Annotated in this window: 21 protein-coding genes; 14 read left to right on the plus strand and 7 right to left on the minus strand. The window is 71.8% G+C overall.

The window, feature by feature from the left end:
• Positions 1-8: 8 nt before the first annotated feature.
• Positions 9-659: an AIM24 family protein gene (locus QBL25_RS28010; RefSeq protein ID WP_409059730.1), complete on the minus strand. Its 651-nt coding sequence runs from the start codon at positions 657-659 to the stop codon at positions 9-11.
• A gap of 1 nt (position 660) precedes the next feature.
• Positions 661-1299 carry an AIM24 family protein gene (locus QBL25_RS28015; protein ID WP_409059731.1) on the minus strand — a complete coding sequence of 213 codons (639 nt, stop codon included), beginning with the start codon at positions 1297-1299 and terminating at the stop codon, positions 661-663.
• A gap of 167 nt (positions 1300-1466) precedes the next feature.
• Here QBL25_RS28015 and QBL25_RS28020 point away from each other — a divergent pair, with 167 nt between their 5' ends.
• From QBL25_RS28020 to QBL25_RS28050, 7 genes are all read left to right on the plus strand, one after another.
• Complete coding sequence (locus tag QBL25_RS28020; RefSeq protein ID WP_409059732.1) at positions 1467-1817, plus strand: DUF3817 domain-containing protein; 351 nt, start codon at positions 1467-1469, stop codon at positions 1815-1817.
• Positions 1814-2107, plus strand: coding sequence for an MTH1187 family thiamine-binding protein (locus QBL25_RS28025; RefSeq protein ID WP_160507269.1), 294 nt, complete (start codon positions 1814-1816; stop codon positions 2105-2107). Before QBL25_RS28020 ends, QBL25_RS28025 begins: the two co-directional genes overlap by 4 nt.
• Positions 2108-2306: 199 nt before the next feature.
• Entirely contained in the window at positions 2307-3002 is a 696-nt protein-coding gene (locus QBL25_RS28030) for a hypothetical protein (RefSeq protein WP_409059733.1), read from the plus strand.
• Positions 2999-3682 (plus strand): DUF4166 domain-containing protein, encoded by a 684-nt coding sequence (locus QBL25_RS28035; protein ID WP_409059734.1) that lies wholly within the window; start codon positions 2999-3001, stop codon positions 3680-3682. Before QBL25_RS28030 ends, QBL25_RS28035 begins: the two co-directional genes overlap by 4 nt.
• The gene (locus tag QBL25_RS28040) at positions 3679-4311 is read left to right on the plus strand and encodes a TetR/AcrR family transcriptional regulator (RefSeq protein ID WP_409059735.1); all 633 of its coding nucleotides are present in this window, start codon (positions 3679-3681) and stop codon (positions 4309-4311) included. The genes QBL25_RS28035 and QBL25_RS28040 overlap by 4 nt, the downstream gene beginning before the upstream one ends.
• 291 nt (positions 4312-4602) lie before the next feature.
• Positions 4603-6432 (plus strand): glycosyltransferase family 2 protein, encoded by a 1830-nt coding sequence (locus QBL25_RS28045; protein ID WP_409059736.1) that lies wholly within the window; start codon positions 4603-4605, stop codon positions 6430-6432.
• A 3-nt stretch (positions 6433-6435) separates the two neighbouring features.
• Positions 6436-8394 (plus strand): galactose oxidase-like domain-containing protein, encoded by a 1959-nt coding sequence (locus tag QBL25_RS28050; protein WP_409059737.1) that lies wholly within the window; start codon positions 6436-6438, stop codon positions 8392-8394.
• A 105-nt stretch (positions 8395-8499) separates the two neighbouring features.
• On the opposite strand, the gene QBL25_RS28055 is transcribed toward QBL25_RS28050, so the two are convergent.
• Both QBL25_RS28055 and QBL25_RS28060 read right to left on the minus strand, forming a co-directional pair.
• A complete protein-coding gene (locus tag QBL25_RS28055) occupies positions 8500-9528 on the minus strand; it encodes a glycoside hydrolase family 6 protein (RefSeq protein ID WP_409059738.1) in 1029 nt (342 codons plus the stop codon).
• Between the two features lie 80 nt (positions 9529-9608).
• Positions 9609-10592 (minus strand): DUF5937 family protein, encoded by a 984-nt coding sequence (locus QBL25_RS28060; RefSeq protein ID WP_409059739.1) that lies wholly within the window; start codon positions 10590-10592, stop codon positions 9609-9611.
• A 75-nt stretch (positions 10593-10667) separates the two neighbouring features.
• On the opposite strand from QBL25_RS28060, the gene QBL25_RS28065 reads away from it, so the two are divergent.
• The 5 genes from QBL25_RS28065 (at position 10668) to QBL25_RS28085 (ending at position 16012) form a co-directional block, all read left to right on the plus strand.
• Positions 10668-12047, plus strand: a complete 1380-nt coding sequence (locus QBL25_RS28065) for an MFS transporter (protein WP_409059740.1) — start codon at positions 10668-10670, stop codon at positions 12045-12047.
• A 10-nt stretch (positions 12048-12057) separates the two neighbouring features.
• On the plus strand, positions 12058-12567 hold the full coding sequence (locus tag QBL25_RS28070) for a MarR family winged helix-turn-helix transcriptional regulator (protein ID WP_409059741.1): 510 nt from the start codon (positions 12058-12060) through the stop codon (positions 12565-12567).
• 67 nt (positions 12568-12634) lie between these two features.
• Positions 12635-12967: a DUF3817 domain-containing protein gene (locus tag QBL25_RS28075; protein WP_409059742.1), complete on the plus strand. Its 333-nt coding sequence runs from the start codon at positions 12635-12637 to the stop codon at positions 12965-12967.
• 73 nt (positions 12968-13040) lie between these two features.
• A complete protein-coding gene (locus QBL25_RS28080; RefSeq protein ID WP_409059743.1) occupies positions 13041-14741 on the plus strand; it encodes a methylmalonyl-CoA mutase in 1701 nt (566 codons plus the stop codon).
• A 209-nt stretch (positions 14742-14950) separates the two neighbouring features.
• The gene (locus QBL25_RS28085) at positions 14951-16012 is read left to right on the plus strand and encodes an alpha/beta fold hydrolase (protein WP_409059744.1); all 1062 of its coding nucleotides are present in this window, start codon (positions 14951-14953) and stop codon (positions 16010-16012) included.
• Here the strand turns inward: QBL25_RS28085 and QBL25_RS28090 are convergent.
• Positions 16009-17394 (minus strand): sensor histidine kinase, encoded by a 1386-nt coding sequence (locus QBL25_RS28090; protein ID WP_409059745.1) that lies wholly within the window; start codon positions 17392-17394, stop codon positions 16009-16011. The genes QBL25_RS28085 and QBL25_RS28090 overlap by 4 nt on opposite strands.
• Entirely contained in the window at positions 17391-18131 is a 741-nt protein-coding gene (locus tag QBL25_RS28095) for a response regulator transcription factor (RefSeq protein ID WP_409059746.1), read from the minus strand. Before QBL25_RS28095 ends, QBL25_RS28090 begins: the two co-directional genes overlap by 4 nt.
• Positions 18132-18243: 112 nt before the next feature.
• Here QBL25_RS28095 and QBL25_RS28100 point away from each other — a divergent pair, with 112 nt between their 5' ends.
• A complete protein-coding gene (locus tag QBL25_RS28100; RefSeq protein ID WP_409059747.1) occupies positions 18244-19398 on the plus strand; it encodes a UDP-N-acetylglucosamine--N-acetylmuramyl-(pentapeptide) pyrophosphoryl-undecaprenol N-acetylglucosamine transferase in 1155 nt (384 codons plus the stop codon).
• Complete coding sequence (locus QBL25_RS28105) at positions 19395-20402, plus strand: SDR family NAD(P)-dependent oxidoreductase (RefSeq protein WP_409059748.1); 1008 nt, start codon at positions 19395-19397, stop codon at positions 20400-20402. The genes QBL25_RS28100 and QBL25_RS28105 overlap by 4 nt, the downstream gene beginning before the upstream one ends.
• On the opposite strand, the gene QBL25_RS28110 is transcribed toward QBL25_RS28105, so the two are convergent.
• On the minus strand, positions 20390-21025 hold the full coding sequence (locus QBL25_RS28110; RefSeq protein WP_409059749.1) for a TetR/AcrR family transcriptional regulator: 636 nt from the start codon (positions 21023-21025) through the stop codon (positions 20390-20392). The two genes, QBL25_RS28105 and QBL25_RS28110, sit on opposite strands and share 13 nt — an antisense overlap.
• Between the last annotated feature and the right edge of the window lie 200 nt (positions 21026-21225).

A 21225-nucleotide genomic window follows, 5' to 3' on the forward strand; every position in this document is an offset into this window, starting at 1 on the left:
TGAGGGGTTCACAGCTTCTCCTCCGACGCCTGGACGTACACCGCACCGCTGCCCGACAGCTCCAGCTGGAACGCCTCGCCCGAGCCGCGTCCCACCATGTCGCGCCAGCCGAGTGCCGTGGAGAGTTTGTTGCGCACGTCGCCGTGGTGGGCCACATAGGCCTGCGGGTCGACGTGGACCGGGCGCTGGGGGGTGATCGGCACCTCGATGACCCCGCCGTGCGCCATGACGGCGACCGCGCCGTGTCCCTTGAGGGTGGTCGTGAAGAGGCCCTGGCCGGTGACCTGTCCGCGGACCATGCCCATGACGCCGCCCTGCGAGCCCATGAACATCGTGCCCTGCTGGAGCGTCCCGTCGAAGGCGAGCAGCCGGTCCGCCTCCACGAAGAGGGTGTCCCCGGTGAGGGTGATCACCTGGATGTGGTGGCCGCCGTGTCCGAACAGGACCGTGCCGCTGCCTTCCACGGTCATCAGGGGCGTCGCTTCGTTCGCCACGCGGCGGCCGATCATGGAGGCCAGGCCGCCCTGGCCGCCCTGGATGTTGGGCGTGAACGCCACGTCGCCCTTATAGGCGAGCATCGCGCCGCGCTGGCTGAACAGGCGCTGGCCCGGCAGGACGGTCGCCTCGACCATCTTCGAGTTGATCTCCCGGAAGGGCATGTCAGACGTCCCCCGCGATCGTGGTGCGCTCGCTGGGCTGGACGTAGACGAGGCCTTCGCCCTCGAAGCGGATCTGGAAGGCCTCGCCGCCGCCCTCGCCCAGCAACGTACGGAAAGTGACCCCCGACTGGAGGTTCTGCCGGAGGTCTCCCTGGTGGGCCACGTACGCGCCCGGGTCCACCGTGAGGGGATACTGCCGGCTCACGCGCAGCACCACCGCGGGGCCGTCGGACATGATCGCGGCCTGGCCCGAGCCCTCGACGGTCGTGGTGAACAGGCCGTTGCCCTGCGAGGCGCCGCGGACGCCCGTGAAGTGGGTGCCTGTGCGCAGTCCGCCGTCCGTGCACAGGAGATTGCCGGCCTCGACGAAGAGCGTCTCGCCGCGCAGCTGCACCAGATTGATCTCCGTCGCGCGGTCGGCGAACCAGCAGGTGCCGTGCCCCTTCACCTCCATCACCGTCATCTGCTCGCCGGTGAGGCGGCGGGTCACCATCCCCCGAATCCCCTCGCCCCCGCCCGTCATCTTTTTGAAGGCCATCTGGCCGTCGTACGCGACCATCGAGCCGTTCTTCGCCTTGACGGCGTCGCCGGACATGTCCACGGCGAGCACCCTGCTGCCTTGCAGTCGGAACGTTGCCACGCATCGACGGTAGCCGTCGGATATGGGGTCGGAACAGGGCAACGGCCCCTGAGCGAACCCCGAGAACACCCCGATGTCACAATGGGGGTCGCTTGTGCGCGCATTCACAAGATCCATGCCGCCGAGCCGCCCCGCCCCTCGCTCCCGCCTCCCACCGAAGGTGATCCGTGGACATCAAGACCGCTTCCGCCCTGCACCGACTGCGCCTGGCCTCCATTCCCGAGGCGCTCTCCTTCCCGGCGCTGCTGATCTTCGGTACTGGTTTCCGGATCGTCCTCGACTACGACTCCCTGGTCCTGCCGCTCGGCCTGATCCACGGTGTCCTCTTCACCATCTACGTGGTCCTGCTCCTCGACGTCTGGAACCGCGCGAAGTGGCCGTTCAAGCGGGTGGCCCTGTTCTTCGTGCTGGCGGTCCTGCCCTTCGGCGGGCTGTACGGGGACCGGCTCCTCAAGCGCGACGAGGAGGCCGGCGTGATCGCCGCCCGTGCCCGCAAGGAAGGCGTGGTCGGCGCATGATCGTCGCCTTCTCCGTGACGCCGCTCGGCGTCGGCGAGGACGTGGGGGAGTACGTCGCCGACGCGGTCCGCGTCGTCCGCGAGTCCGGGCTGCCCAACCGGACCGACGCCATGTTCACCTCCGTCGAAGGTGAGTGGGACGAGGTCATGGACGTCGTCAAGCGTGCCGTCGCCGCGGTCGAGGCGCGGGCGCCGCGGGTGTCCGTCGTCATGAAGGCGGACATCCGCCCCGGTGTGACGGACGGGATGACGTCGAAGGTCGAGACGGTGGAGCGGCACCTCTCCGCGTAGCCGCCCCCGCTCCTCCGCGCAGCCGTCCCCGCCCCGTCCTCGTACGCCCGCGAACGCCCTCGTAGGGCCCCGCACTGCCGCAAGCCCCCGCCGGAATCCGGCGGGGGCTTTCTGCCGCCCCCAGACTTGAGCGATCGCTCAAAACTCCCTACCCTCTTCTTGAGCAGTCGCTCAAAGTGCACTGACCTGGGGGTATGCCGTGAGTCTGTATGTCGAAGCGCGAATAGACGCCGACCTCGACGCGCTCTGGGCGTACACCCAGGAGCCGTCCCGGCATCAGCGCTGGGACCTCCGCTTCACCGAGATCGACTACCTGCCGCGGGTGCCGGGCGAGCCGCAGCACTTCCGGTACGGCACGCGCGTACTGCCCTTCCTCACCCTCGCCGGAACCGGCGTCTCCGCGGGCGAGAAGCTCCGCGCGGACGGCACCAGGACATCGGCCCTGCGCTTCGCGTCCCCGCACCCCCTGTCGCTCCTGCGGGAGGGTTCGGGGTACTGGCGCTACGTCCCGGACCCGGACGGCGGCATCCGTTTCCTCACCGGCTACGACTACCGGCCGCGCTGGGGCCGCTTCGGCGCCCTCGCCGACCGGGCCGTCTTCCGCCCCCTGATGGGCTGGGCCACCGCCTGGTCCTTCGACCGGCTGCGGCTCTGGCTGGAGCGGGGAATCACCCCCGAGCGCCTGCTGCTGCACGCCGTGGCCGAGGCGGGCGTCCGCGCCGGCTGCCTGATCGCCGCCGCCCTCGCCGCGCCGATGCTGGCGCCCGCGGTCCTGGCGCTTGCCTTCGTCCTGCCGCCCCTGCCCACGACGCCGGCGGCACGCCGCTGCCTCCGGAAACCGCCGCCACGCACGCGTGCGCCGCGCGTTCTGGCGACCCTTCAGGAGCGCTCATGACCTCGTCGATCTTCCGTACGGTCATGGGCGCCGACTTCGACCGTCTCCACCCCCAGCTGCGACGCCGCTTTTCGGTGGGCCTGGCGAGCGGCGAGACGTGCACGGGCCGGGGCGTCATGGACCGCATCTGGCACGGCAGGGGCTTCGTGAAACCGTTCCTCGCCCTGGGCGGAACCCGCAACATCCTCGTCTCGCGCGCGGGACGCCACGTGCCCTTCGTCATCGAGAACGTGCCGTACGTCGACACGTTCGGCCGTGAGACGGTGAGCTTCGTGCGCACCTTCGATCTTCCCGGCCGGTCCCGCCGCTTCGACGCCCAGATGGTCCTGGGCCCCGAGGGGGACCGGATCCTCGACTATCTGGGCACCCATCAGCACCTCGCCAGCGACCTCCACCCGCGGGCGGAGCCGGACGGCTCCCTCCTGATCCGCTCCGGGCGGCACCGTTTCCGGGAGGGGCCGGTGGACGTCGACGTGCCCGGCCTGATCGGCGGCGACGCCGAGGTGCGGGAGTCCTACGACGACTCCACCGGCCGCTTCCGCATCCAGGTCAGGGTGGTGAACCGCCACTTCGGACCGCTCTTCGGGTACGAGGGTTCCTTCACCGCGCAGTACGCGGACGTCCGCAGCCATGGGGTGCGGCCCGGACTGCGGCCCGTGCGCGAGGAGGCGAGGGCGTGAGCGCCGACACGAAACGCAAGCTCCTGGAGGGAGCGCTGCGCACGCTCACGGAGCAAGGCATCGCGAAGACGTCCGCCCGGACGATCGCGGCTGCCGCCGGGGTCAACCAGGCGCTGGTCTTCTACCACTTCGGCTCGGTCGACGAACTCCTCGCCGCGGCCTGCCGCCACGGCTCGGAGCAGCGGGTCTCCCGCTACCGGGAGCGGCTGGACGCGGTGTCCTCGCTGGCCGAGCTCCTCGAATTCGGGCGTGAGATGCACGCGGAGGAGCGGGCCGAGGGGCATGTCGCCGTGCTCGGCCAGCTGCTCGCGGGCGCCCAGACGCAGCCCCGCCTCGCCCCCGCTACGGCGGCGGGGCTCGCCCTGTGGATCGAGGAGATCGAGAAGGTCCTGGTGCGGGTCTTCGCCACGTCTCCGCTGGGGGAGTTCGCGGATCCCGCGGGGCTGGCGCGTGCGGTGGCCGCGTCCTTCGTAGGGTTGGAGCTGTACGAAGGGGTGGACGCGGAGGGGGCCGGCAGTGCGCTGGACGCCCTGGAGCAGTTGTCCGTCCTGGTGACGGCGGTCGAGGAGCTGGGCCCCCTTGCGCAGCGGGCCATGCGGCACCGCCTGCGGCGGGCCGTGCGGTCCTAGCGCTTGCCCCGCCGGGCGGGCTTGCTCCCGGCGGTGGCTCCTGCGAACGGGCCTTTCCCGCCCGCCCGTTTGCCCTGCGGTTCATCCCTGCCGAACAAGCGTTTCCCGCCCACCCGTCCGTGCCCCCGCGGCGCGCCCCCCGGACGGACCAGCGGTGAACCGATCACCCTAAAACCCCTCGCACGGACGCGTCCGGTTCGACACGCCGGGGAAACTCCACTTTTGTGTGGGTATCGGCTCGTTCGCACCTGAACCTGCCACAGCCAGTTCACCCACGACCTGGAGGGCGCTGTGCGGCCGGAGGGCTACGACTACGACACCCACAGCACACTCGCCGGACCGCTCACGGAGCCGGACGGCGGCGGCAGCGGCGAAGGCGGCCGCTATCGGGTGCAGTACAACAAGCTTCTCTCCAGCGAGCCCCACCGAATACGGGCCGTCATCCTGATGACGCTCGCGCCCGTCCTCACCGGCCTCCTCCTCGTCTACCTCGTGTGGCCGACGCACTGGACGCAACGTGAAGGCGCCGACCGCTGGCTCATCGGGCTCGACGTCACGATGCTCGTGGCCATCGGCCTCATCGAGATCTTCATGCTCGTCAACGTCATCTCGATCGCCCACGCGACGATGGTGGCGAGGGACCCGATACCGGTCACCCCCGAGCCCGGCACCCGCGTCGCCTTCCTCACGACGTACGTCCCGGGCAAGGAACCCCTCAGCATGGTCCGCGCCACCCTCGAAGGCGCGAAGCGCGTCCACCACACCGGCCCCCTCGACGTCTGGCTCCTGGACGAGGGCGACGACGCGGACGCCAAGGCACTCTGCGCCGAACTCGGCGTACGCCACTTCACCCGCAACGGCGTGCCCGAGTGGAACCGCAAGAATGGTGTCCACAAGGCCCGCACCAAGCACGGCAACTACAACGCCTGGCTCGCGATGCACGGCGGCGAGTACGAGTTCTTCGCCTCCGTGGACACCGACCACGTCCCGCTCCCCAACTTCCTGGAGCGGATGATGGGCTACTTCCGGGACGAGGACGTCGCCTTCGTCGTCGGACCCCAGGTCTACGGGAACTACGACACCCCCGTCACCAAGGCCGCCGAGTCCCAGCAGTTCCTCTTCCACGCGCTGATCCAGCGCGCGGGCAACCGCTACCGCGCCCCCATGTTCGTCGGCACCAACAACGTCGTACGCATCCAGGCGCTGCGCCAGGTCGGCGGTCTGTACGACTCCATCACCGAGGACATGGCCACCGGATTCGAGCTGCACCGGCACAAGAACCCGCTCACCAAGCGGCACTGGCGGTCCGTCTACACCCCGGACGTGCTCGCCGTCGGCGAGGGCCCCGCCTCCTGGACGGACTTCTTCACCCAGCAGATGCGCTGGTCGCGCGGGACGTACGAGACGCTGTTCAAGCAGTACTGGAAGGCACCGTTCACGATGCCGCCCGGCCGCCTCTTCTCGTACACGATGATGCTCGTCTACTACCCCATGACGGCCGTCAACTGGCTGCTCGGCGTGCTGAGCTGCGTGCTGTTCCTCTGGTTCGGCGCGTCCGGCACGCAGGTCGCCGCATCCGTCTGGCTGATGCTCTACAGCGACGCGGCGGCCCTCCAGGTCGGCCTCTACCTGTGGAACCGCCGCCACAACGTCTCCCCGCACGAACCGGAGGGCTCCGGAGGCCTCGCCGGCATGGCGATGTCCGCGCTCTCCGCGCCCATCTACGCCAAGTCGCTCGGCGCCGCCGTCGTGCGCCGCCCGAGCCGCTTCGTGGTCACGCCCAAGGGCGGCGACGCCAGCCCGGACCGGGTGATGACCTTCCGCATCCACCTCTTCTGGGCGGCGGTCCTCTCCAGTTCCCTGGTCGCCTCGTTCGTGCTCGGCCACACCCACGTGGCGATGCGGACCTGGGCCGTCCTGGCGATGGTCATCTCGCTCGCCCCGGTGGCGATCTGGAGCTTCACGCTCCTCAAGGAGCGCAGGGTCCGCGGGCAGGCCCGCCAGAAGGCGCGCCGCCTCGGCAGGCAGGACGCCGAGAACGCCGGGAACAGGGCAACCGCCGGTGCGGAGGGCGAGCCGGAGCCGGCCTTCGCCACCGGTACGACGACAGGAGGGAACTGACCCATGGCTTACCGGCCCTCGAAGCGCACCAAGAAGACGCTGCTCGGCGTCGGCGCGGGCGCGCTGCTCGTAGGACTCAACGCACCGGCGGCGGTCTCCTTCGCCGAGGAGCGGTACTACGAGTACAAGATCGCTCAGCCCGGCTACAAGGCCAAGTACGGCTCCTGGAAGCAGATCGGCATCCCCGAGGAGTTCCGCACCAACGCCATCCACGCCGCGCTCCTGCACACCGGCAAGGTCCTGATCGTCGCGGGCTCCGGGAACGAGCAGAAGAAGTTCGACGCGGGCTCGTTCGACACGATCCTCTGGGACCCGAAGACGGACACCTTCAAGAAGGTCAGGACCCCGGAGGACTTCTTCTGCTCGGGCCACGCCCAGCTCCCCGACGGCCGGCTCCTGGTCGCGGGCGGCACGGCCCGCTACGAACTCCTCGACGGCGAGGTCAACCGCGCGGGCGGCGGCATGCGCGTCAAGAACGAGAACCCCGACAAGGCGATGGTCCTCAAGAAGGGCACCCGCTTCCGCTCCCCGTCGGGCGTCGAGTACGTGAGCAAGTTCGACGTGAAGGTCCCCAAGGCCAAGCGGGACTACAAGATCACGTACTCCAAGAGCGGGGTGATGCAGCCCTGGAAGACGACGGTCAAGGCGAGCGAGGCACGCGTCTTCGTCGAGGCCGCCGAGGAGGGCCGGGAGTTCGTCACGCGCAAGTCCGCCCAGTACGAGATCGAGGGCCTCACCGGCAAGGACGCGGACAACGCGTACGGGATCGCCGAGAAGATCACCATGGACAAGCAGGACTTCCAGGGGATCAAGGCGGCCTACGAGTTCGACCCCAAGGCCGAGAAGTACGTCCCCGTGGAGCCGATGGAGAAGGCCCGGTGGTACCCCACGCTCGTCGGTCTCGACGACGGCAAGGTGCTCGCGGTCTCCGGCCTCGACGACGTGGGCATGATCGACCCGGGCGACAACGAGATCTACGACCCGAAGACGAAGAAGTGGACCGACGGCCCCAAGCGCTACTTCCCGACCTACCCGGCGCTCTTCCTCACCAAGGGCGGCAAGCTCTTCTACCCGGCGTCGAACGCGGGCTACGGGCCCGCCGACAAGGGCCGTGACCCCGGCCTGTGGGACCTGAAGACCAACAAGTTCGAGAAGATCCCCGGCCTCGTCGACCTCGACCAGACCGAGACGTCCGCGTCCCTCCTGCTGCCCCCGGCGCAGGACCAGAAGGTGATGATCCTGGGCGGCGGAGGCGTCGGCGAGTCCGAGAAGGCGACCCGGCGCACGGCCGTGGTGGACCTCAAAGAGAAGAGCCCCGCCTTCAGGACCGGGCCCGAACTGCCGCAGGGCACGCGGTACCTGAACAGCGTGATCCTGCCGGACGACTCGGTGTTCACGTCCAACGGCTCCAAGGACTACCGGGGTCGCGGCGGGAGCAACATCCTCAAGGCGCAGTTCTACGACCCCAAGTCGAACAGCTTCCGCTCGGCCGCGTCCCCCAAGGTGGGCCGCAACTACCACTCCGAGGCGCTGCTCCTGCCCGACGGACGGGTCGTCACCTTTGGCTCGGACCCGCTCTTCGACGACCATCAGAACACCAAGCTCGGCCACTTCGAGCAGCGCATGGAGGTCTTCACGCCGCCCACGCTGCACAAGGCGGGCGACCGCCGCCCGGTCCTCGGCGAGGGCCCGGAGCAGCTCGCGGCGGACGGCCGCGCGACGTTCCGCACGAAGGACCCCGGGAAGATCGCCTCGGCCCGTCTGATGCGCCCCAGCGCGGTGACGCACACGACGGACGTGGAGCAGCGGTCGATCGCGCTCGGCCTCACCAAGGGCAAGGGCGAGGTGACGGTGGACGTGCCCAGGGGCGACACCGCGCTGGTGCCGCCGGGCTGGTACATGCTCTTCGTGACGGACCAGGACGGCGCGTCGTCCGTGGCGAAGTGGATCCACGTGAACTAGCCGCAGCGCAGCCACGTGCACTGGCCGGAGCCCCCCGGCGGGACCATCGGTTCCGCCGGGTCAGGCAGGTCAGGCAGGTCAGGCAGGTCAGGCGGGTCAGCCGCGTCAGGCGTCCTTGGCGTTGCGCGCGAGGCCCAGTGCGTAGTCGGGCCACCACTGACCGGCCGCCGGGCCGCCGCGGCACGGTCCGTCCGAGTCGCCCGGCCGCTTGATCCACAGGACCGCGTCGAGCAGCTCCTCGCCGGTCTTGTCCGTGGGCGGGGTGCCGAGGCCGCGGCCCGGCGGATTGCACCAGGCGTCGGCGCGGTCACCGGCGAGCGGCCCCTTGCCGTTGCGGCTGGTGTCCATCACGAAGTGCTTGCCGCCGACGATCCCCGAGAGGCTGCGGCCGTACGCCTTGATGGTCGCGTCGTCCTGGAAGTTCGACACGTTCAGCGAGAAGCCGTCCGCCCGGTCGATGCCCGCCTGCTGGAGCGGCTCGGAGAGCTTGTCCGCCCGGTTGATCCAGCCGGGGTTGCCCGCGTCGAGGTAGACCTTCACCCGGGGCTGCTCCTTGAGCCGCTGGATGGCTCCGGAGAGCAGCGAGAAGCGTTCGTCGTGGTACTCGGCGGGAGTGCAGCCGTCCACGATGTGCGGGATGGCGTCGGGCTCCAGGATGACGACCGCGGGCCGGTCGCCGATGGCGCCCGCGAACGCGTCGACCCACTGCCGGTAGAAGTCGGAGCTGTGCGCGCCGCCCGCGGAGTGCTGGCCGCAGTCGCGGTGCGGGATGTTGTACGCCACGAGCACGGCGGTGCGGTCGTCCCGCGCGGCGCCGTCGACGGCCGCCTTGATGTCCGGGGCCGGGTCGTCGCCCGCCGGCCACACGGCCATGGGCCGCTCGGAGATCCGCTTGAGGGCGGCGGCGTCCTGGGTGCGGCCCTCCTGCTCCCACTGCCTGACCTGCCGGGCCGCGGCGCTCTGCGGGTCGACCCAGAAGGCGCTCTGCGAGGCCGTGCGGCCGGCGTCGGTGGAGGGGCCGGCCTCGGTGGCCGCCCGCTCCTCGCCCTTGCCGGATTCGGAGGAGCACCCTGCCGTGAGCCCGAGGGCCGTCAGGGCCGTGAGTGCGGTGAACGTGCGGAGCAGCCGGTGCATCCAGCCCCCTTGGGCGACGGTGACCGGGCAATCGTTACATAGCGGCCCAATCGCCCTCGGTTACGACACCGGACGGCCCCTCAGATGCCGCCGCCGGCCAGCGCGATGCCGAGCGGCGTGCGTGCGTACAGCACCTGGTGTCCGTACCGCCGCGAGACCAGCAGTCCCGCGTCGCGCAGGGCGCCGAGGTGCGCGGAGACGGACGAGGGCGCGAGCCCCAGACGGTGGGCGAGGGCGGACGTGGTGGCCGGATCGGTGAGCGCGGCGAGGACCGTGGCCCTGCCGCGCCCCAGCAGCCGCACCAGGGCCTCGGACGTACGGTCGCTCGGCTCGGCCCACAGGCCCGCGAGCCCGCGGGCGGGATAGACCAGGGTCGGCTGCCAGGGCGGGTCGTGGCCGCCCACCACGTCGGGCCAGGCGAAGACGCTGGGCATCAGGACCAGGCCCTGCCCCGCCAGATGCCGTACGTGACCGGCCGACCGCTCGACGGTCAGCGTCTCCGACTCCCAGGTGAACCGGGGGTCCAGCTCGGCCACCAGCGCCCCGAGGCCGATCTCCGCGAGCCGCCGCGAGTGGAAGGCGACGTCCGCCTCCAGGAGGGCGCGCAGCCGGGGCCAGTCCGGCTCGACCAGTGCGTGCCAGGCCGCCTCCATGGCGTCCGCGAGGTCCCGCACCGCGCGCGCCGGATCGGCAAGCAGCGTGCGCCCGAGCGCGGAGTCCGCGGCCCCCGGGGTGGAGGCGAGCGCCCGCACCAACTCCTCCCGCGCGGCCCCGGGATCGGCCGCGCGCACGGCCGCGATCTCCTCCTCGAAGGTGGCGGCCGGGCCGATGGGCGGCGGGCCGATGAAGTCCGGGCAGTACCCGCGCGCCGGCATCAGGAGCCACAGCGCCGCGAGGTCGAGTCCGGCACTCGCGCCGCGGATCCGCCGCAGCCACTGCGGGTGGTAGCCGTGCCGGTCGGGCCGCTTCAGGGTGCGCACGGCCTCCTGCGTCTCCCACAGCGGCGACACGGCGAAGCGGCACCGCAGAAGATCGTCGGGCCCGAAGTGCAACCGGTCCGGCACGCGCCGCCACCCCCCAACATTCGCCTGGAACCGAAACTCTAGGGCGACGGGCCCGCGCGCGTGCAGGGTGCGCACATGTCTGACGAGCCCACCCCCGAGGCACCCACCCCCGAGGCACCCACCTCCGAGGCACGCACCCCCGAACGTGCCCCCGAACCCGCCGGCTACCTCCGCCTCTTCACGATCCGCGAGTTCCGTGCCGTCTTCCTCGCCCACGCCCTCTCGCTGCTCGGCGTGATCATCAGCGAGGTCGCGCTCACCGTCCTCGTGTACGGGCTCACCGGATCGCCGCTCCTCGGCGCGCTCACCTTCGCGCTGGGGATGCTGCCCTACCTCGTCGGCGGCACCCTGCTCTCCGGGATCGCCGACCGCTACCCGCCGCGCCGGGTGCTCGTGCTGTGCGACGTCGTGTGCGCCGGGTGCGCGGCCCTGATGGCCCTGCCCGCCACGCCCGTCTTCGGACTGCTCGCGCTGCGCTGCCTCATCGCCCTCGTGTCGCCGGTCTTCAACGGCACGCGGATGGCCACCCTCACCGACATCCTGGGCGACGGGGACCTGTTCGTCCTCGGGCGCTCCCTGCTCCGGATCGTCTCGCAGAGCTCCGTGCTCGTCGGCTTCGGGCTGGGCGGCGTCCTGCTCACCGTCGTCCCCCCGCGCGGGGCACTCGTCATCACCGTCGGCACGTTCGCCGCGTCGGCGCTGCTCCTGCGGTGCGGTACCAAGCGCAGGCCCGCGCGCGGGGGCGGCGGCAGCGCCCTGCTGAAGTACTCGCTCAGCGGCGCCCGGCAGGTGCTCGGCGACCGGCGCACCAGGGCGCTGCTCCTGCTGCTGTGGGCGCCGCCCCTGTTCATGGTCGCCCCGGAGGCGCTCGCCGCCCCGTACGCGGACCAGATCGGGGTGGGCGTCGAGGGTGTGGGCCTCCTGATGTGCGCGCTGCCGGTCGGCACGATCGCCTCGGAGCTGTTCGCGGGCTCCGCGCTCTCCGCCGCGGGGCGGGCCCGCATCGCCCTGCCGCTCGCCTCGGTCACGCTGCTGCCGCTGACCGTGTACGCCGTCACGCCCGGCCTCCTGTGGGCGATGCTCGCCCTCGCCTTGGCCGGCGCCGGTTCCGCGTACACGCTGGGCGTCGACCGGTGGTTCGTCGACGCCGTCCCCGAGGAGCTGCGCGGGCGGGCCATGACCGTGCACACGGCGGGTCTGATGACGATCCAGGGGGTCGGGATGGCGCTCGCCGGGCTCGCGGCGGAGTTCTGCGCGGTGAGCACCGTCGTCACGGCGGCGGGCCTGCTCGGCACGGTCTGCTGCCTCGCGCTCGCGGCCGAGGTCCGCGCCACGGGCCGTACGGCCGGGGCCGAACCCGCCCCGGGCCGTACGGCCGGGGCCGAACCCGCCAACCCAGGGGAACAGGCGACCGAATCGCGAGACGGGGCTGACCACCATGTGACCGGCGGGTAAGGTCTTTGGCGTGCCGAAGCCGCTCAGCCTTCCCTTCGATCCCATCGCCCGCGCCGACGAGCTCTGGAAGCAGCGCTGGGGATCCGTACCGGCCATGGGCGCGATCACCTCGATCATGCGGGCGCACCAGATCCTGCTCGGCGAGGTCGACGCGGTCGTCAAGCCGTACGGCCTGACCTTCGCGCGGTACGAGGCGCTGGTCCTGCTCACGTTCTCGCAGGCCGGTGAGTTGCCGATGTCCAAGATCGGCGAGCGGCTGATGGTCCATCCCACCTCCGTCACCAACACCGTCGACCGCCTGGTCAAGTCCGGCCTGGTCGACAAGCGCCCCAACCCGAACGACGGGCGCGGCACCCTGGCCGCCATCACGGCGAAGGGCCGGGAGGTCGTCGAGGCGGCCACCCGCGAGCTGATGGCCATGGACTTCGGGCTCGGCGTGTACGACGCCGAGGAGTGCGCGGAGATCTTCGCGATGCTGCGGCCCCTGCGGGTGGCGGCGGAGGATTTCGAAGAGCAGTGAGGCTGCTGTTCCGGTTGTGCCGGGGCCGCCCGAAGATCGCGCAAAACGGGCCGATACGCTCGTGGGCATGAAGCGATCCGTGCTGACCCGATACCGGGTGATGGCCTACGTCACCGCCGTCATGTTGCTCGTGCTGTGCACGTGCATGATTTTCAAGTACGGCTTCGACAAGGGCGAGGGCCTGACGCTGGTCGTCTCCCAGGCCCACGGCATCCTCTACATCATTTACCTGATCTTCGCCTTCGACCTGGGCTCCAAGGCGAAGTGGCCGTTCGGCAAGCTCCTGTGGGTGCTCGTCTCGGGCACCATCCCGACGGCCGCCTTCTTCGTCGAGCGCAAGGTCGTCCGCGAGGTCGAGCCGCTGATCGACGACGGCTCCCCGGTCACCGCCAAGGCGTAACCGCACCGCCACGGAGAGGTCCGTGGCGGTGAGCCATCGACATTTACTAGGACGTCCAAGTAAATTCGAGGGTATGGACGCTGACGCCATCGAGGAGGGCCGCCGTCGCTGGCAGGCCCGGTACGACACCGCGAAGAAGCGCGACGCGGATTTCACCACGCTCTCCGGCGACCCGGTCGAGCCCGTCTACGGGCCGCGGCCCGGCGACGCCTACGAGGGATTCGAGCGGATCGGATGGCCCGGCGAATACCCCTTCACACGCGGACTCCACCCCACCGGCTACCGCGGCCGGACCTGGACCATCCGCCAGTTCGCCGGCTTCGGCAACGCCGAGCAGACGAACGAGCGCTACAAGATGATCCTGGCCGCCGGCGGCGGCGGTCTCTCCGTGGCGTTCGACATGCCGACCCTGATGGGCCGCGACTCCGACGAACCCCAGTCCCTCGGCGAGGTCGGGCACTGCGGGGTCGCCATCGACTCGGCGGCCGACATGGAGGTCCTGTTCGGGGGCATCCCGCTCGGTGACGTCACGACGTCGATGACGATCTCCGGACCGGCCGTCCCCGTCTTCTGCATGTACCTGGTGGCCGCCGAGCGCCAGGGCGTCGACCCGGGCGTCCTGAACGGCACGCTCCAGACGGACATCTTCAAGGAGTACATCGCGCAGAAGGAGTGGCTCTTCCAGCCCGAGCCGCATCTGCGCCTCATCGGCGACCTGATGGAGCACTGCGCGCGCGACATCCCCGCGTACAAGCCCCTGTCGGTCTCCGGCTACCACATCCGCGAGGCCGGGGCGACGGCCGCGCAGGAGCTTGCCTACACCCTCGCGGACGGCTTCGGGTACGTCGAGCTCGGCCTGAGCCGCGGCATGGACGTGGACGTGTTCGCGCCGGGGCTGAGCTTCTTCTTCGACGCCCACCTGGACTTCTTCGAGGAGATCGCCAAGTTCCGTGCCGCGCGCCGCATCTGGGCCCGCTGGATGCGGGACGTGTACGGCGCGCAGACCGACAAGGCCCAGTGGCTGCGCTTCCACACGCAGACCGCCGGGGTCTCCCTGACGGCCCAGCAGCCGTACAACAACGTCGTGCGCACCGCGGTCGAGGCGCTCTCCGCGGTCCTCGGCGGCACGAACTCCCTGCACACGAACGCCCTCGACGAGACCCTCGCGCTGCCCAGCGAGCAGGCCGCCGAGATCGCGCTGCGCACGCAGCAGGTGCTCATGGAGGAGACGGGCGTCGCCAACGTGGCGGACCCGCTGGGCGGTTCCTGGTACGTCGAGCAGCTCACCGACCGCATCGAGGCCGACGCCGAGAAGATCTTCGAGCAGATCAAGGAGCGGGGCCGCCGCGCCCACCCGGACGGCCAGCACCCCATCGGGCCGATCACCTCGGGCATCCTGCGCGGCATCGAGGACGGCTGGTTCACCGGGGAGATCGCCGAGTCGGCCTTCCAGTACCAGCAGTCACTGGAGAAGGGCGACAAGCGCGTCGTGGGCGTGAACGTCCACCACGGGTCCGTCACCGGCGACCTGGAGATCCTGCGCGTCTCCCACGAGGTGGAGCGGGAGCAGGTCAAGGTCCTGGGCGCGCGCAAGGCGGCACGGGACGACGCGAAGGTCCGGGCCTCGCTCGACGCCATGCTGGCGGCGGCGCGGGACGGGTCGAACATGATCGCCCCCATGCTGGAGGCGGTGCGTGCGGAGGCGACGCTCGGGGAGATCTGCGGAGTTCTGCGGGACGAGTGGGGGATCTACACCGAACCGCCGGGGTTCTAGTTCGGGATCTTTGGGTGCGTGGGGATCTGCGGGGCCGTTCTGGCTGGTCGCGCAGTTCCCCGCGCCCCTTGCGGGGCTCCCTTCGGAGCCCGGCCGAAAATTGTGGGTGTCAGATGCAAGTGGCTGGGTAGGCGCCGCCCGTCCCGACGCCCTGCCCCTGGAGTCACCCTGTGTCACCCGTGAGCCTGCCCGGCCCCACTCGTACCGCTGTGATCGCCATCGGAGCCGCCACGCTCACGCTGCTCGGCGCGCTGACGGTGTACGGCTCGGGTGAGGTCAGCGCGAGCCCGCCCGCCGAGCCGAAGGTCCAGGACACCTTCGACTCTCTCGGCCCCGACGTGCACGCCGCGAAGCTCTCGAACGGCCGGACGGCCCACTACTCCGACACCGGGAACAAGAAGGGCAAGCCCGTCCTGTTCATCGGCGGCACCGGCACGAGCGCCCGCGCGGCGCACATGACGGACTTCTTCCGCACGACCCGCGAAGACCTGGGCCTGCGCCTCATCTCCGTCGAGCGCAACGGCTTCGGCGACACCGAGTACGACGAGACGCTCGGCAAGGCCGACTTCGCGCAGGACACCCTGGAGGTCCTCGACCACCTCGGCGTGGACGACGTGAGCGTGATCGCGATCTCGGGCGGCGGTCCCTACGCGGCGGAGCTCGCCGGGCGCGCCCCCGAGCGGATCTCGGCCCTGCACCTGGCGGCCGCCCTGCCGCCCTACGGCGCGCAGCCCGCGTACTGCTCGATGTCCGACGACCAGCTCGCCGACACCGTGCGGGACTCCATCAGGGACCCGCGCAAGTGGTGGGCGTTCCCCGACGACAGCCCCGTGAAGTCGATACCGGGCTTCGCCGACACGGCGTACGAGGAAGGCGCGCGCACCTACAACCAGCGCGGCCAGCAGGCGGACCCCGCGCCGCAGGTGCACGAGCAGAAGCTGTACTGCGGCCGTCCCGGCCCTGACCTCTCCGGGCTCGACGCCCCGGTCTACCTCTACGGCGGCAAGAAGGACACCACCGTGCCGCCGGCGACGCTCAAGACCTGGCAGGACGAGCTGCCGGGCAAGGCGACGGTCCGTACGTACGCGGACTCCGGGCACGACGTGCAGTACCGCCACTGGGACCAGATCCTGGTCGACCTGGCGGGGCACGGCGACCGCACGGTCGTCTGCCGCGGCAAGCACACGCGCGTGCTCCCCGCCGACGAGGCCGACCGGCTGCTCGCCAAGGGCAAGGCCACGCTGGGCAGCTGCGCCTGGAAGAACGACTAGCCGGGCAGCGTCAGCCGGAACAGCGCGCCCCCGCCGGGCGCCCGCTCGGCCGCGAGCTCGGCTCCGTGCGCGCGGGCGATCTGGCGGGCCATCGCGAGACCGAGGCCCGAACCCGGCAGGGCGCGGGCCTTCTCGGCGCGGTAGAAGCGGTCGAAGACGTACGGCAGGTCCTCCTCCGCGATGCCGGGACCGTGATCGCGGACCGTCAGGGCGGCCGGGGTCAGGCAGACCTCCACGGGCGTGCCCGGCGGGCTGAACTTGGCCGCGTTGTCCAGGAGGTTGGTGACCAGCCGCGCCAGGCGCGCGGGGACCCCGGGGACGCTCGCGCCGACGGCGTCCGGCGCCACCTGGAGCGTGAAGGGCACCTGCGGCCAGTGGCCGCATGCCGCGTCCACGACATGCGTGACCAGGGGAGCGAGCCGCACCTCCTCCAGGAGAGGCTGCGGCTCCTCGTCGCGGGCCAGCTCGATCAGGTCGTTGACCAGGCCGGTGACCTCGCGGAGCTGGCGGGCCAGCGCGCCGGACGCCCGCTCGCGCTGAGCCTGACTCAACCGGTCGGCCCGGGCGAGGAGTTCGGCGTTCGTGCGCAGCGCGGTCAGCGGCGTACGCAGCTCGTGCGAGGCGTCGGCGACCAGACGGCGGCGGGCGGCGACCGACTCCTCCAGCTCGGCCAGCATCGCGTTGAACGCCGCGGCGAGGCGGGTCACCTCGTCCTCGCGGCCGGGCGGACCCGGCGGCAGCTCGATGCGGTGGCGGGCGTCACGCGTGGCCGCGATGCGTTCGGCGGTGGCGGTGAGCCGGGCGACCGGGGCCAGGCCGGTGCGCGAGACCCAGTAGCCGCCAAGCCCGGAAAGGAGCACTCCGGCGCCGCCCACCGCGGACAGCAGCCCGGCGGCCTGCCGCACCCCGCGCTCGGCGATGTCGGCCCGCAGGGCGACCTGCACGGCCTTCCCGTCGTCGAACCTGGTGGTGTACATCCGCGTCGGCCGCCCCTGGAACGTGAGGCTCGTGTAGTACGGGCCCGCCTTCCCCGCCGCGACCTCGCGGGTGGACCCCGTCACCGGGAGCAGGTACGGCTTGGCCGGGTCGGCCGCCGGGTCGGCGGGGACGATCTGCGAGCAGGCCGGGGCGCCCAGGAAGCGGCACTCACCGGTGACGACGCCCGGATCGCCGTCGTAGTGCCGCTGCTGGGAGATGAGGCCCGCCGACTGGGCGAGGTTCTGGTCGAGCTGCTGGTAGAGCTTGAAGCGGATGACGAGGAAAGCGGCCACGCACACCCCGACCGCCACCAGCGCCACGGCCGCCGCCGCGGCGAGCGCGAGGCGGGTGCGCAGCGGACGCCTGCGCCGCCACCGCGCGCCGAGCCTGCGCCGGGCGCTCACGGGCTGCCCAGGCGGTAGCCGACGCCGTGCACGGTGTGCACGAGGCGCGGTTCGCCGCCCGCTTCCAGCTTGCGGCGCAGATAGCCGACGTACACCGCGAGGGAGTTGGAGTCGGGGCCGAAGTCGCGCCCCCAGACCGACTCCTGGATGAGCTCGCGGGGCAGCACCTGCCCCGCGTTGCGCAGGAGCAGTTCGAGCAGGGCGGCCTCGGTGCGGCTGAACTCGACCGAGCGGTGGCCGCGGTGGCCGGTGCGGGTCGACGGGTCGAGGACGAGGTCGCCGTACGCCAGGCCGTCGCCCTCGGCGGGGGAGTGCTGCTCGGGGGCGGCGCGGCGCAGGAGGGCGCGGACGCGGGCGACGAGTTCGTCCAGGGCGAAGGGCTTCACCAGGTAGTCGTCGGCGCCCGCGTCGAGGCCGTCGACGCGTTCGCTGACGGAACCGAGGGCGGTGAGCACCAGGACCGGGGTGCGGTCGCCGAGGGCCCGCATCTGACGGCAGACGGCCAGGCCGTCCATGACCGGCATCATCACGTCGAGGACCACGAGGTCAGGCTCCCACCGGGCGACGGCGCTCAGCGCGCGCTGCCCGTCCGGGGCGCCGCGCACGAGGTGCCCCTCGATCGTGAGGCCGTCCTGCACCGCCGCGCGGACCTCCGGGTCGTCGTCGACCACGAGGATCCTGGCCGGCGGCGGACCGCCGCCGGTCGCGGGGGGTCCCGGCCTGCTCGTGAAGCTCATGGACCCAAGGTGCCAAACACGGCTCTTAAAACCCTCTTAGACCTGCTCGTGATGCTCCATTGCCATGCGAACACCCGATATGCGAGCTTCCGGGACAGGGCCCCGCGCCGACGTGCGCGCCCCTCTCTCCGTCGTCATCGGCGCGGGCGGCACCGGGGGGCACATCTATCCCGGGCTCGCCCTCGCCGACGCCCTGCGCCGTGCCGTGCCGGGCGCGGTCGTCTCCTTCGTCGGCACCGAGCGGGGCCTGGAGACCCGGCTGATACCCGACGCGGGGTACCGCCTGCACACCGTCGACATGATCCCGTTCGATCCGTCGCTCGGCGCCAAGCGGTTCCTGCTGCCCGCGGCCCTGGTGAAGTCCGGCGCCCAGTGCCGGGCGATCCTGCGGGAGCAGGGCGCGCGGGTCGCCGTGGGGATGGGCGGCTACCCCAGCGCCCCCGTCATCGTCGGCGCCCGCATGGCGGGCCTGCCCAGCCTGATCCACGAGTCCAACGCGGTGCCGGGCCGGGCCAACCGGTTCGCGGCCCGCCTCACCCCGAACATCGCCGTCGCCTTCGACCGCAGCCGGGAGCATCTGCCGGGCGGCGAGCGCGCGTACACCACCGGGATGCCCATCGCGGCGCCGCTCGCCGCACTCGACCGGGCCGCGCTGCGGGCCGAGGCCCGCAGGGAGTACGGGGTCGCGGACGAGGCCCGGCTGCTGCTCTTCAACGGCGGCAGTCTCGGCGCGGCCCGGCTGACCGAGGCGGCGGTGGGGCTCGCGGAGCGCTGGCGGCACCGCGGCGACGTCCAGCTGCTGATCAAGACCGGGCCCGCCGCGCTCGACGAGACGCGGCGGCGCCTGACGGAGGCGGGCGTGGAGTCGATCGCCCGCGCCGTGCCCTACCTCGACCGGATGGACCTCGCGTACGCCGCCGCCGACCTGGTGGTCTGTCGCGCCGGTTCGGCGACCGTCGCCGAACTCGCCGCCACCGGCGTGCCCGCCGTCCTCGTCCCCTACCCGCACGCCCCCGGCGACCACCAGACGCACAACGCGCGGGTCCTGTCCGACGCGGGCGCCGGGCTGCTCCTGCCCGACGGCGAGACGACGGCCGCGCGGCTCGCGGAGCTCGTCGGACCGCTGCTCGCCGATCCGGCCCGGCTGGCCGCGATGAGCGGGGCGGCCGACCCGGGCCCGCACGCACGGGCGGCCGACCTGCTCGCCGAACACGTCATCCGCCTCGCCCACCACACCCACCACACCTCTCACCTGGAGTACGCATGAGCACCGACGGCACGACGTTCAGCTGGGCCGGCCGCACGGTCCTGGTCACCGGGGCCGAGGGCTTCATCGGCTCGACGCTGGTCGACCTGCTCCTGGAACAGGGGGCGAAGGTCCGCGCCTTCGTGCACTACAAGCCGTACGCGGAGAAGGGGCACCTCGCGCATCTGCTGGGGGACCCGCGGGTCGAGATGCTCGCGGGCGACGTCCGGGACGCGGGGCGCGTGACGGACGCCGTCGAGGGCTGCGACACGGTCTTCCACCTGGCCGCGCTGATCGGCATCCCGTACTCGTACGATTCCCCGGGGGCGTACGTGCAGACGAACGTCGTCGGCACGCAGAACGTGGCGGAGGCGTGCCGGCGGCACGGCGTGCGGCGGCTCGTGCACACCTCCACGAGCGAGGTGTACGGGACGGCGCTGACCGCCCCCATCTCCGAGGACCACCCGCTCCAGCCCCAGTCCCCGTACTCCGCATCGAAGATCGGCGCCGACATGATGGCGCTCTCGCACTGGCACGCCTTCGAGCTGCCGGTGACGGTCGTCCGCCCCTTCAACACCTACGGCCCGCGGCAGTCCGCCCGCGCGGTGATCCCCACGATCCTGGCCCAACTGCACTCCGGCGCCCGCGAGATCAAGCTGGGCTCCCTCACGCCCACGCGGGACTTCACGTACGTCACGGACACCGCACGGGGGTTCCTGGCCCTGGCGACGTGCGACGCGGCCCTGGGGCACGCGGTGAACCTCGGGGTGGGCCAGGAGATCTCGGTCGGCGACCTGGCGGAGGCGTTGATCGAGGCGTCAGGACGGGCGGCGGAGGTGGTCGTCGACCCGTCCCGCCTGCGGCCTTCGGGCAGCGAGGTCCAGCGGCTGCTCTCGGACAACACCCGGGCCCGCGCGTGGTCCGGCTGGACTCCGGAAGTCGGTCTGGCCGAGGGCCTGAAGCGCACGTCCGAGTGGGTCGCCGACAACCTCCGGCTGTTCGCGCCGGACCGCTACCAGGTCTGACCCGCGGCTGCCGCGAGGCCGCCCAGCAGGAGCAGCGTGAAGCGGCGGGCCCAGTCCTCGTCCACCGGCTCCGCGCTGACCAGGGCGCGGTGCACCACGGCACCGGCGATCACGTCGAAGATGAGGTCGGCGGTGCGCCCGGCGGCCACGGGGTCGGGTTCCGGCGGCAGTTCCCCGCGCTCCTGCGCCCGCTTGCGCCCGGCGAGGACCAGCCGCTTCTGGCGGTCCACGATCGAGGTGCGGATCCGCTCCCGCAGCGGCTCGTCCGACGTCGACTCGGCCACCACCGCCATGAGGGCGGTCTTGGTCTCGGGGCGGCAGAGCAGCGCCGCGAACTGGAGGACCACGCCCTCGATGTCCGCCGCCAGGCTGCCGCGGTCCGGCAGCTCCAGCTGGTCGAACAGCTCCGCCACCGCGTCCACGACCAGCTCGCTCTTGCCCGCCCAGCGCCGGTACAGGGTCGTCTTGGCGACGCCCGCCCGCGTGGCGACGTCGCCCAGGGTCAGCTTGGACCAGCCGAGCTCGACCAGGGCCTGCCGGGTGGACTCCAGGATCGCGGTGTCCGCCGCGGCGCTGCGGGGGCGGCCGCCGGTGCGGGCGGTGGCGGGGGTGCGGCTCTGCATCCCGTGACCATACCGGCCAGTACGGAACGGTTCCGGGCGGCGGCGAGTGAGGCAGATCACCGGTATTCGCGCAGGCCCGCCGCCCACGCGGCCGTGCCGTGGAGTTACGCTACGACTCGTAGCGAAAGAGCGGTGGGCGAGACGAACGGCAACTCCTCGGCGCCCACGTTCTTTCGCGGCGGACGAACAGCGACAACCAG

The organism is Streptomyces sp. SYP-A7185, from assembly GCF_046103685.1.
In the GTDB taxonomy this organism is placed as follows: domain Bacteria; phylum Actinomycetota; class Actinomycetes; order Streptomycetales; family Streptomycetaceae; genus Streptomyces.